At 57.8% G+C, this 12,775-nt stretch carries 7 protein-coding genes and 1 pseudogene; 3 read left to right on the top strand and 5 right to left on the bottom strand.

Annotated elements, in window-relative coordinates; genetic code table 11:
- Window positions 1–154: 154 nt before the first annotated feature.
- The gene (locus tag AC1D19_RS04960; protein WP_477762559.1) at window positions 155–2,167 is read left to right on the top strand and encodes a hypothetical protein; all 2,013 of its coding nucleotides are present in this window, start codon (window positions 155–157) and stop codon (window positions 2,165–2,167) included.
- Between the two features lie 265 nt (window positions 2,168–2,432).
- Entirely contained in the window at window positions 2,433–4,646 is a 2,214-nt protein-coding gene (locus AC1D19_RS04955) for an autotransporter outer membrane beta-barrel domain-containing protein (RefSeq protein ID WP_477762558.1), read from the top strand.
- Window positions 4,647–4,827: 181 nt separating this feature from the next.
- Here AC1D19_RS04955 and AC1D19_RS04950 read toward each other — a convergent pair whose 3' ends face one another.
- The 5 genes and pseudogenes from AC1D19_RS04950 to AC1D19_RS04930 form a co-directional block, all read right to left on the bottom strand.
- Window positions 4,828–6,318, bottom strand: coding sequence for a carboxypeptidase regulatory-like domain-containing protein (locus AC1D19_RS04950; protein WP_477762557.1), 1,491 nt, complete (start codon window positions 6,316–6,318; stop codon window positions 4,828–4,830).
- A 142-nt stretch (window positions 6,319–6,460) separates the two neighbouring features.
- The gene (gene lapD, locus AC1D19_RS04945; protein WP_477762556.1) at window positions 6,461–8,401 is read right to left on the bottom strand and encodes a cyclic di-GMP receptor LapD; all 1,941 of its coding nucleotides are present in this window, start codon (window positions 8,399–8,401) and stop codon (window positions 6,461–6,463) included.
- A gap of 43 nt (window positions 8,402–8,444) precedes the next feature.
- A pseudogene (locus AC1D19_RS04940) lies at window positions 8,445–9,033 on the bottom strand (transglutaminase-like cysteine peptidase); the annotation flags it as partial.
- A 115-nt stretch (window positions 9,034–9,148) separates the two neighbouring features.
- Window positions 9,149–9,544 carry a YbaN family protein gene (locus tag AC1D19_RS04935; protein ID WP_477762555.1) on the bottom strand — a complete coding sequence of 132 codons (396 nt, stop codon included), beginning with the start codon at window positions 9,542–9,544 and terminating at the stop codon, window positions 9,149–9,151.
- Between the two features lie 10 nt (window positions 9,545–9,554).
- The gene (locus AC1D19_RS04930) at window positions 9,555–10,142 is read right to left on the bottom strand and encodes a UPF0149 family protein (protein WP_007975277.1); all 588 of its coding nucleotides are present in this window, start codon (window positions 10,140–10,142) and stop codon (window positions 9,555–9,557) included.
- 394 nt (window positions 10,143–10,536) lie between these two features.
- Between AC1D19_RS04930 and recQ the strand changes: the two genes are divergently transcribed.
- Window positions 10,537–12,663, top strand: a complete 2,127-nt coding sequence (gene recQ / locus AC1D19_RS04925; protein WP_477762554.1) for a DNA helicase RecQ — start codon at window positions 10,537–10,539, stop codon at window positions 12,661–12,663.
- Window positions 12,664–12,775: the final 112 nt, after the last annotated feature.

The following is a 12,775-nucleotide window of genomic DNA, read 5'->3' as shown; positions in this document are numbered from 1 at the left end:
TGAGCATTCCTTAAACACTCATGTGTGCCAGAGCATCTCGATGCCCTGCTTTGGCACGCGCATACCGGGTTTGTCAAACAGGCGCCAAGTCTTCGTGGATAGGACTTGAGTCGACACGTGGGCAGAACGTCCGATTACTGGAAGGAACTGCGAAATGACCATTGTTGAAAAAACCAACACGCTGAAAACCAGTTCACTGCGCAGCAGGAAAAAGCCTCGCGTCCCTGGACCGGCAGATTACGTTCCACCCGCAGTGGAATCACCTGTGTTGCTGGGGCCGACAGATGATGACCCGGGTAATCAGGTCCATACCCAGGACCAAGGCCTTGCGGTGAGTCTGACATTTGCAAACCTGTCCGCTGGCGGCATTCCGAACAACACTCGGGTGAGGGTACAAGCAAAGTGGGATGACACCCTGATAGGGAACATAGTCGAGGGCACTACTCCTTTGGCTCCCGACTGGGCAGATGATAAAAGGCTGGTGATTCCAGCAGGCAAGACAGACGAACCGGGCGATCACCAGGTTAGATACAGGGTGACGTATGGCTTGAACGGCAAGGATTCTGATCCGATAACCATTCATGTCGATAAAGACGCGCCCACACTGAGCGAGGCAGTCACCTATCCAGATGAAATTAAAAACGACGGGTTTACCCATGAGTATTTCGAGGATGTCTCGCCCCATGCGTTATTGAGTTACAAGGATACATATACCGGCGCCAAGACAGATGATTTGTTTGAGTTCTGGATGGGAGAGATAGGTTCGGACGGGAAGCCTACTGCTGATTCGACGCTCATTGAAACGGTGAAGCTCGTTTCGCCCAGACAAGCGCTGGAAACCAAAAAACTTACAAGGGCATTGATTACGATAGACGAAGGGACAATCGATTTGTTCGCATACGTAACGGATCGTAAAGGCAATCGAAGCTTGGCATCGCCACCCGTTACAGTTCCCATTTCAATGATTCCCATGCCCAAGAATCTGAAACTGGACATAGTACTGGAAAATGGTGATGTGACTGATCGGGTGATTTTGTTCCGGGATACGCAAGTACCTGTACATGGCAAACATGAGTTTCTGAACTGGAGAGCTGGTGACAAGTTGCGGAGACAGATCGCTAATCAATCTGCAAGGGTTCTCGAAATCAATAGCGCTCCGCCATTCGTTGATGAATTCACTTACAGAGAGCTTCTGGATGACGGGAATCTGGATCTTAAAGATCTTGAATATAAGTACCAGATTCAACGTGGCAACAAGCTGATCCCTGCTACGCCAATCTCGAAAATATTGAAAGTGCATTTGGATAAACCAGGTGAGCAACCGGATAATCCCGATAATCCTGGATTGCCGGGTTCTCCAGATCCGAAGTTGAATATTGTCAATGTGAAAGGGGTAAACCCTAGGTCGAATTATCTTAATGCGCACGATAAGCTCTTGGGGGCAAAGGTACGCATGTTGATTTATAAGGGGCATAAAAAATACGATGAGATTCAATTTCATTACCACGGTGCGCCTGTTCCAACAGTCTTGACGCTGGATGGCACTGAGACAGATGATAAAATTTTGGAAGGTGATATTCCTCCGGATTACGTTGCTGACGGGGGGAACAACAAAAAAATGCGTGTTGGGTACACTGTTTATCATCCGGATGTCAATGAAACGGAATCTGTTGCAGCAGACCAGCATGTCGATGTCTATGTCGATGAGATTCTTATGCCTCAACCCGGTTTCAAAGTAACCGGTGATCCTGGGAACGGTGACGGTGAAACGGTGTATTGCGATTCTTTGGTGCGTGATCCAGATACGAACAAGATTGCAGTCGAGGTCGTATTTGCTCCGGAAGCAAAATTTGCAGACAAGAAAATTTCATTTTCCATCCAGGGATATGAAAACGTAGTCGACACCGGAAACAACAAGCCAGGTAATACGATAGAGGGGGCGTGGGCCAGCGTAGATAAAACACCCACTGCTGCCGAGGCAGCGGCTGGTTTTAGTGTGTTCTTTGAACATACTGTCTTCCAGACGATTTTCAACGGTTGGTGCGAACTGATGTGTGCGTCAATCCAGGACGGATACTACACGCGCTCCGAACCCTTACAGTTCCGCGTCACCATGGACCATGGTGATGGTTCGTATTGCGAACTCCCCCCTCCCTTGACCAAATAATCTGGAGGCGCTCAGGCGCCTCCATTTTTTTCAAGCGTTTTTATTGTGCGATGGACTGGATTGGGAGTGGCGGATTTGTCTGGTGCGCTTAGAGATTAATCCTACATTTTTCCGTAGAACGAGTCGGTATCGTCTGCCGCCTTCGTAGTCCTCTAGGTGTCATTGTTCAGTGAGGGCGCAATGATAGAAAGGATATGAATCCATGGCGATCCGCACAGCAGCAAACCCGACTTTCACCTTACGATCCATTGGAACGCTGGCGTTGATGCCAGCTTTTTTTTTGAGCTCATCCGCTGCTTTTGCAGCGGTCATCGTCGATAACGGCAGCACGCTGGATATCGATCCGACAAGCGCGCCTGTACCTATCGACTATTCGGTGCGTAATAACAGTGTCCTCAATGTGAACGGTGCCACGACGCAAAGCATCACGATTCAACGTGGCTCGACGCTCAATATCAACGGCGGCACCATCAACGGCAATGCCGGTGGCGACGGAGTAACCATCAACGGTAGCCGGGGGGCTATCAATCAGGCGACGGTGACCGCTGATGGCATCGCACTGTTGGTCAACCGGGAGCCCGACTCGACCCAGGGTTCGGTGGTGACCGCCGCAAACAGCCACTTCAGTGGCGCCATCTCCGGTGCCGCCGTAACGAGCTTCAGCACCCTTGACCTGATCAATAGCACCGTCACTGGGACGGATACAGACAGCTTCGGCCTGATCGTAGCGGGCGGTTCCGTTCGCGCAACCGCCAATACGCAAATCAGCGGTGATGCCGCCGGTATCCGGTTTGAATCGGACTTCCCCGTAGGCACCGCGTCGTTGGTGCTGGACGGCTCGAGTGTAGTGGGCCGCAGCGGGCCGGCGTTGGAGGTGGACGGTGGTGTCGACGCCACGATCGAGGTGTTGAACGGCTCCACGTTGGCGGGCGGCAACGGCAATCTGCTGGAAGTGCTGGGCGCATCCACGGCCGCCATGAGAGTGGCTGGCAGCGTCTTGCAAGGTAACGTGCAAGTCACCGACAACAGCACCGCCAACCTGACGTTCGATCAAGGCCGGATGACCGGCGATGTAGTGGTCGAAAACGGTTCCAACGCCAATGTCACCCTGCAAAACGGCTCGCAGTTCACCGGTCGCCTGGATAACGTCACGGGCGTCACGCTCAGTCAATCGAACTGGACCATGACCGGTAATGACACCGTTGGCACCCTGACCATGGAGGGTGGCCGGGTTGACTTCGGTGATGCCGCGGGCGCATTCCGTCAACTGAACATTGGCACCCTCGAGGGCAGTGGCACGTTTGCCATGAAGGGCGATTTTGCGACCGGAACCGGTGATTTTCTCAATGTGACCGGCGCAGCCAATGGTCAATTCGGGCTGGAAGTCGCGGCTTCGGGTACAGATGCGGTGGCCATGAAGCAACTGGCACTGGTGCGCACCGCCAGCGGCGATGCGCAGTTTTCGCTGATCGGCGGCCGGGTGGATCTGGGCACCTGGTCCTACGATCTGTCTAGCGCCGTCGATGGCAACGGCGGAACAGAGTGGTTCCTCGACCCCACCACGAAAACGGTCAGCCCTGGTGCCCAGACGGCGTTGGCGCTGTTCCGCACCGCGTCGACCATTTCCTATGGCGAGCTGAAATCACTCGAAAACCGCATGGGTGATTTGCAATCGGACGGCAATTTGCATGGCGTTTGGGTACGGCCCTACGGCAACAAGTACAACGTCGGCGAGGGAGCGGGCGTGGCCTACCAACAGCGGCAACAGGGCGTTTCCCTGGGCGCCGATACACGTCTGGGCAACGGTCCCTGGAGTGTCGGGGTGCTGGCCGGTTACAGCCAGTCGGACATTGATCTCAAAGGCGGAAGCAGCGCAACGGTTGATAGTTTTTACGCCGGTCCATACGTTGGCTGGCAGGATCCGGACAACGGTTACTACGTCGATGGCGCGCTGAAGTTCAACCATTTCCGCAACGACTCAAAAGTCCGTTTGAGCGACGGAACCCGTGCCAAAGGCGATTACAGCAACTCGGCTGTCAGCGCGCTGGTGGAAGTCGGCCGCAACATCCGGCTGGCGGATGACTGGCGGGTCAAACCTTCCGCCCAATTGTCGGCGGCGGTCATCGAGGGCGCGAGTTTTGACCTCGACAATGGCATGGACGCCGACGGCGACCGGACGCGTTCATTGCGTGCCAAGTTGGGTGTCGCTGCCGGTCGTGACTTCAACATGGCCGGCGGCACCGTCGTGCAGCCATACGGGCGTGTCGCGATGGTTCATGAGTTTGCCAACAACGACAACGTGCATGTCAACGGCAACGAGCTCAACAGCGATTTGTCGGGCAGCGGTTTTGAAGTGGGTGGTGGCGTGTCGGTTTCCATCGCGTCCAATGTACGGGTGAGTGCAGACCTCGACTACGGTAAGGGGGAAAATTACGAGCAGCCATGGTCGGTGACACTGGGGGTGAGTTACGGATTTTAATGGCTTGGTCCTGGGGGATGAAAAAAACCGCGTTAAGCGGTTTTTTTCGTTTGGCAGGTACTACTGAGGAAAAACCTGTGGGGTAATCAGGTAACTACCCTGATCGTTTAGTGGTATACCCGCCTTCGAGGATAGGCTGGCCGTGAGAGTCCTTGACGCTTTCAATGACGGGTTTGAGGTCTTACTCCTTGATGGTAATCGACCACGTATTGGACTCGGCATTGTCACCATAGTCTGCCATTGCACTAAATCGATAAGTGGTTCCGTTGCCCAGGTTCTGAACAAGTCTGGCCCATTTACCATTATCGTCGGTCGGTTCCGGCCTCGGGTCGGTGTCATCATTGATCTTCAGCTTGATCGCCTCTGACGGGGCCGCATCACCCCTGACAACTACATAGTTGTATGGGGTGCTACCGTTGTCCGCGATCAGGCCGTCCGAATCGTACACTTTGGTATTGCGCGGCTTGACGATGGATTCCACTTTGAAGGTGCGCGGTGGCGTGGAAATCTCGCCATCGCCATACAGCGCCTCGACGGTCAGGCTGTAGGCATCCGGTGTCACATCCAATTCAATTTCCCAGAACCCGTCGATATCCCGGGCGGTCGCCGTTGCGCCGTCGATTCTCACATCGTTATTGCACAACTGAACCTCTTCACCGGGCCGGGCATGACCACTGACGGTCACCTTGTCCTCGTAGGTCGTGCCGCCCTCGTCGATTGTTCCCTTGGAGTCTTTGACCTCGTCCAGGCTCAGCTTGACGTCCTGCGCCACGGTAAAGGTGCGGGGCGTGTCGGAGATCTCGCCATCGCCATACAGAGCCTCGACGGTCAGGCTGTAGGCATTGGGGGTCACATCCAGCTCGATTTCCCAGAACCCGTCGATAGCACTGGCAGTCGCCGTTGCGCCGTCGATTCGCGCATCGTCATTGCGTAGCTGAACTTTTTCGCCAGGCCTGGCATAGCCGCTGACGGTTACCTTGTCGTCGAAGGTCTCGCCGCCTTCGGCAATGCTGCCATTGGAATCAACGACATCATCGAGACTCAAGACCACATCAAATACGACCTTGAAGGCGAACACACCGGATTCTTTACCATTGGCTGCCTTGATCTTGATGCTGTAGGCGTCAGCCGTGAGCCCATCAAGGGTGAGATTGAACAGCCCGTCACCATTAACAGTGGCTTTCTTGTCCGTGGATGTGTTGCCGTTGAACGCTTCGACTTCCATATTGGGAGGTGCGTAGCCGGAGAATTCCAGTGAGTCGCCGTTGTAGGTATCGCCATTTTCAATCTGGCCATCCTTGCCAATGACTTTGTCGATGATCGGCGTCTCAGTCGCCAGGACGATAACGTACGATGTGGAGTAGTCTTGAGGCGGGAATTTCTCGATAGCGGTAAAGCGGTAGCGCTTGAAGTCCGGCAGTGCGGACGATTTGATCCAGGCTCCTGAACCACCGCTGGTCACGTCAGTGATTCTGGTCACGCCATCGCGAATCCAGAGCTCCGTCGTTGCGCTGGCCGTACCCTTGAAGGTCAGGGTGTTGTCAAAAGTTATGGTGTTTCTACCAACGGGATTACCGCTGCTATCCAGGATTTGATCGAAGGTTACTGTCGCGGTTGTTTCACTCTGTTCGTCCGGCGAGAGTATCGGGGTATTTGGTGGTTTAGCGGTCATGATGATGACTCCGAGCATTGAAAGGTGAGGGTGCCGGAGTGATTTAAAACCTGGTCTGATAGCTTGCCTACTGTCATAAATAACAGGTTTAAGTCGGTTTCCGATCAATGGTAGAAGTTGAATAGGCAGCCGGGATGTCTGGCTACATTGGCTTTGGCGGACCGATTAACCGCCCCGTTACGCCAAACACCCCCAGTGCCCTGATCACCTCCAACTCTCCTTGGGTTTCTACTTGCTCCGCAATCAATGGCAAATCGATGCTGTTGGTCGTCCGGTAAACCGCCTCGATGAACAGCTGCTTGTCAGGCTGCACGTCGATGTTGCGAATGTAGGCCCCATCGATTTTCAGGTACGCCAAACCCAATTGGGTGAGGTTGCCGATCTGGCTGAAGCGCCCACCAAAGTGTTGCAGGCCGATTCGATAACCGGTGGACAGCAGGCTGTGGCTCAAACGCTGCAGTTCTTCGGGGGACGGCAACTGGCGCTCGTCGATTTCCAGGGTCAGCAGCGGCGCCAGTTCGGGCAGAGAGTCCAGCAGGTCGAGGATCGTTCGCCATTGCACCGGGGCGCGCAGGGTGCTGCCAGACAGGCTTAGTGCCAAGGGCCTGCGGTTGAGCACCAGATCGTCCAGCGTGGCTTCGAGCATCGCCAGGTCGAAGCGTGCCGACCAGCCGAGACGCTCGATCCATGGCAGGAAATGCCCGGCGGCAATCGCCTCGCCCTGCGGATCGAGCAGGCTTGCGAGCACTTTGTGATGCAGCACCTGGCGGGTGTCGGCGCATTGCACGACGGGCTGGAAGTACAGCTGCATTTTGCCTTCGGTCAAGGCATCGTCGATCCAGGTGCGCCAGTCGTGCTGGGAGTGATTCGGCGCGGTGTCACGATGGCTCAAATGCACCCAGGGTCGCTCGGGATGCTGCCGGGACTCGGTCAGTGCCTGGTCAAGGCGCAGGAGTACGTTGCTGATCGGCTCTCCGGGGCGGTAGGCGACAACGCCCAAGTGGGCGACGGGCATGCAATCGCTGGCGCCGGTCAGGCGCAGGTTCTCCAGGCTGACACTGACATCGGAGGCCAGACGCGCTGCACTTTGGGCGTCCAGACCCGGCGTCAGCAGACTGAATTCGCCGCCACGATTGCGTGCCGCCAGCCAGGTGCGACGCTCCGGCAACTGAGTCAGGCGCTTGAGCAATTCGCCCACGGCACTGATCAGCGCGTCAGCCCGTTGGCCACCCAGTCGCTGGTTGAGCCCGTTCAGGTCGTTGATTCGCAACATCAACAAATGGCCATCGCGGCTCTGTTCGCACACGCGTAAATGGTCGGCCAGTTGTTCGTCGAGCAGGCGCCGGTTGGCCAGGCCGGTGAGGCTGTCCAGATAGGATTCGGCCCGCAGTTTTTCGCTGCGTGCGGCTTCTTCGGCGAACAGCGCCTTGAGCTTCTCGACCATCTGGTTCATCGCCAGCACCACCCGTTTCAACTCCGGTGTGCGCGGCAGTTTCGGCAGGCTGAGAAACTCGCGTTTGCTGATGGCCTCAGCCTGTCGGACCATGCTGTCGAGTGGGCGCAATTGCAGGCGCAGCATCCATCCTCCAATCACCGCACTGAACAGCCCGCACAACAGCAACCAGATCAGGCTGCCGAGGGTGCTGTCCCAGAGCTTGGCCAGGGCAAATTGCGGATTGCTCAGCACTTCGACCCGTGCCAGTTGTTCCCAGCCGCGCATGATCAAGGCATCGCCACCTTCCGGGCGCAGGTCGACCAGATTGACGAACCAGTCAGGCGCACCGTCGATTTTCGCCGGTGCGCTGCGCTCCACCAGGGTTTGCTGATCCCTGAGCCTGATGACGCGGATGCTGCTGAAATAGCCGCTGTCGAAAATCGAGCTGACCCTCAGCTCCATCATGGCCGGGTCATCGACCTGTGCGGTCAGTGACAGCCCCAGCGCGGTGGCTGCGTCTTGGGCGTGGGCACGCAGTTGACTGAGGGTTTGCTCGCGGGAGCTTTCCAGGCTGGCAAAAAAACTACCGCTGAACGCCACCAACAGGAACAGGCAGATGGCCAGGAACAGCTGTTTACGCAGTGTCATACATCGCTCCTTGCCATGGCGGTCAGCCGTCCCCTATGTCGAAGCCTTCGGCATTGAAGGCGTACACCGGTAGCAGGTCTTTGCGTTGGGACGCGGGGCGGATATCGCCGATCAGGTTGTCCAGTACCAGCGGGTCGGTCGTGGGGGCTGTAGAACGTCAGCACCCTATGCGCCTGGTTCTGACTCAGGGCCTTGACGTAGGTGATGCGCAGTTTTTCGCTGGGAATGCCGAGTCGGCGCAGGCTGAAGTATTTCGCCTGGGCATAGTCTTCGCAGTCGGCGGTGCCCTTGATCAGGGCTTCGACGGGGGTGGCCCAATAATCGGTCTGTTGCCAGATGCGCGTGTCGTCCTGAAAGTTCAGCTGCTGATTGAAGAAGCGGTTCACCGCGTTGAGTTGCTCAGGTTCGGGCACGCCGCGTGCGCTCTGCAGCATTTGACTCCAGGCTTCGATCCGGCCTCGCGCCGGTCCCGGCGGGCCGTAGCGTTGTTCAACGGTTTGCAGAATCTGTGAAAAATCCCAGTCGGCCCGGACCCCGTTGAATGCAGTCAGTAGCAGACCAGCCAGCAGCATCCAGCCGCCGAGCCGAAGTCGGAGCGCTGGCCATCCTGGACTACGCAGACTGCGGGCCATGTCTGGCTGCTCGAGTGTAGATGGGGGAAGTTTAGGTGGAGTTTTTGCGGGGGGAGGGCAGGTCGTCGGGTCGGTACTGGCACTGGCTCTCTTGCCACAACAGTCCCGGGGAACTTCAGGATTTGCGCAGGGTTTTCTGCTTGAGGATGTAGACGGTCACGAGTACCGCACTGGTCAGCATGAAGCCCCGTGCCCAGGGCAGCGGCACCAGAAAGCAGGAGAACAGGATGCTCGCCCACATCAGGCCAATGGCGTAGACCTTGCCCCTGAGCGGAATGCCGTTACCGTCGAGGTAATCGCGGATCCATGGGCCAAGCCGGGGATGCTCGACCAGCCATTGATAAAAGCGCGGTGAACTGCGGGCAAAGCAGGCGGCCGCCAGCAGCAGGAAAGGGGTGGTGGGCAATACCGGCAGGAAAATCCCGATCACCCCCAGCGCCACGCTCAGCCAGCCGATGGCCAGCAGCACGTAGCGCAACATCAGGGGGCGGTTGCCTATGGGGTTGTCCATAGGCCGGATCTTAGTGGTGACGTGGCTTGAGAATCGCCGGCTTTTCGTCTGGAGCGTTGCACAGCAGGTACAGCGCGGTCAGGGCTTCCGGGATCTGCACGATCATGTCGTCCATCAGGTTGGCATCGGCGGCAATGTCGGAGAACTCCGGTTGCTCGTCGAACAGGCCCGAACCGACCATGATCGGCAGCAGCATTTCGCTGACTTCGTCTTCGGCGGTTTCGAACCAGGCTTCTTCACGCAGGAACACACCTTCCATGAAACCGATGCACCAGCCGCGCAGTTCGGAATCATCCGGGTCGTCGCCCAGGTCGAGGTCGCACGGCAGCTCGAACTCTTCGTCGGAGGCCAGTTGGCGGGCGATGTGGGCCTTGAGGCCGATCAGCGTGGCTTCGATCTCTTCGCGCTGGGCTTCGCCGCTGTAGTGCGGCTCTTCGGCGAAGAGGGCATCGATCCATTCACGGTCCGGAACGACTTCGGAGCAGATCGACAGCGCAGTGAGGTAGCCGTGGGCGGCCACGTAGTCCAGCGCCTCGTCATGCAGTTCATCAGCATCGAGGAAGACTTGCAGGCGGGTTAGTTGCTCAGCGAAGGACATTAAAGGGCTACCTTGGGGAATGTTCGATGCGGGAATTCTAGGCCTTCTTGAGCACTTGGGCCAGCCGCACGGCATATTTGCTCCTGGCCTCTTCCCGTAGGAGCTGCCGAAGGCTGCGATCTTTTGACTTGGCTTTTAAAAAACCAGATCAAAAGATCGTCCGAACGCGGCCCGAGCCTTCGGCAGCTCCTACAGAGGATCATGTCCATTCCCTCTTATCGGCGGCACCCTTTGCCGGACGGGGCTCGGGTATACTCGCGCGTTTTGTGATGCCCTGCTGGCGTCACGGCTGAAATGTGAAGCGTCATGCAATGTGCACTTACGATTTGTCGGTGCAGCGTCGCGGGTTCTGAACCAGCCTTGCAGGGATGTTTCGGTGATTTTTGGAGTTTCTATGCTCGAACAGGCTCAACGCGTCCTCAAGGACATCTTCGGCTACGACAGTTTCCGTGGCCGCCAGGGTGAAATCATTGAGCGTGTGGCCAGTGGTGGCGATGCCCTGGTCCTGATGCCTACCGGTGGCGGCAAGTCCCTGTGCTTCCAGGTCCCGGCGCTGTTGCGCGAAGGCCTGGCGGTGGTGGTCTCGCCGCTGATCGCACTGATGGATGATCAGGTCGCCACCCTCGAAGAGCTGGGCGTGGCGGCCGCCGCGTTGAACTCCACCCTCAGCGCCGAGCAGCAGCGCGACCTGGCTGTGCGAATCCGCCGCGGTGAAGTGAAAATGCTCTATCTGGCGCCGGAACGTCTGGTCCAGCCGCGCATGCTGTCCTTCCTGCAGGGGCTGGACATCGCCCTGTTCGCCATCGACGAAGCCCACTGCGTGTCGCAATGGGGCCACGATTTCCGCCCGGAATACCTGCAATTGGGCCAGTTGGCGGAAATGTTCCCCGACGTGCCGCGCATCGCCCTGACCGCCACGGCCGACAAGCGCACCCGGGAAGAAATCGTCACCCGGTTGCACCTGCAAGACGCCGAGCGCTTCCTGTCGAGTTTCGACCGACCGAACATCTTTTATCGCATCGTGCCCAAGGAACAGCCACGCAAGCAGTTGCTGGCGTTCCTCGCCGAACGCCGCAGCGATGCCGGCATCGTGTATTGCCTGTCGCGCAAGAAGGTCGAGGAAGTCGCAGCATTCCTCAGCGAGCAAGGCTTCCCGGCGCTGCCATACCACGCCGGCCTGCCCAACGATATGCGCGCCTACCATCAGAAACGCTTCCTCAACGAGGAAGGCCTGATCATGGTCGCCACGGTGGCGTTCGGCATGGGCATCGACAAGCCCAACGTACGTTTTGTCGCGCATCTCGATTTGCCGAAATCCCTCGAAGCCTACTATCAGGAAACCGGTCGTGGCGGCCGTGACGGCCTGCCGGCGGATGCCTGGATGGCTTACGGCCTGCAAGACGTGGTGATGCTCAAGCAGATGCTGCAGAACTCCGAAGGCGACGAGCGCCACAAGCGCCTGGAGCAGCACAAGCTCGACGCCATGCTCTCGCTCTGCGAAGAAACCCGCTGCCGTCGGCAAACGCTGCTGGCCTACTTTGACGAAGACATGCCCGAGCCTTGCGGTCATTGCGACAACTGCGTCGACGGCGTGCAGACCTGGGATGCCACCGAGCCTGCGCGTCAGGCGCTGTCGGCGATCTACCGCACCGGTCAGCGCTACGGGGTCGGGCACCTGGTGGATGTACTGCTCGGCAAGGACAACGAAAAGGTCCGCAACTTCGGCCATCAGCATCTGTCGGTGTTTGGTGTCGGCAAGGCGAGGGCCGAAGGCGAGTGGCGCTCCCTGTTCCGCCAATTGGTGGCTCGCGGTCTGGCCGATGTTGACCATGAGGGCTATGGCGGTCTGCGTCTGAGTGACACGTGCCGGCCGCTACTCAAAGGTGAAGTGACTCTGGAGCTGCGCCGCGATCTCAAGGCGCAATCCGTGGCGAAAAGCAGCAAGAGCCAGGCGAGCCAACTGGTCCGCGGCGAGGAGCGCGAACAGTGGGAAGCCTTGCGCGCCTTGCGGCGCAAGCTCGCCGAAGAACATGGCGTGCCGCCGTACGTCATCTTCCCCGATTCGACTTTGCTGGAGATGCTGCGCAGCCAGCCGACCTCGCTGGCGGAAATGGCCACGGTCAGCGGCGTCGGTGCGCGCAAGCTGGAGCGCTACGGCGAGGCCTTCCTCGAAGTGCTCGGCGGCCAGGTCGAGGCGCCGAAAGTGGTGGCCGACGTGCGTCACGAACTGATCACTCTGGCGCGGGCCGGGATGACGCCGGTGCAGATCGCCGGTCAGTTGCAGTGCTCGGAAAAGAACGTCTACACCATGCTGGCCGAAGCGATTGGCAAGCAGCAGTTGTCGTTGGAACAGGCGCTGGATCTGCCTGAAGACCTGATGGGAGAAGTCCAGGACGCCTTCCTCGACGGCGAAGGTGAATTGCCAGCGGTTTCCGAGATCGCCGCGTTGTTCGCGGGCCGAGTGCCGGAAGGGGTCTTGTACTGCGTTCGTGCTGCCTTGCAGTCGGAGTTCGAGATTTGAGACATCCTGGTGCTGATTTAACGATTCACTACAGATCAAGCCTTGCCTCAAGTCGAGGCTCATGCTTAGCTGACTAATAATTAGTTTTTATTTATTTCAGTCTAATCATGAG

This window comes from Pseudomonas sp. P1_C12, from assembly GCF_056406435.1.
This window is presented reverse-complemented; position numbering and strand designations above follow the sequence as displayed.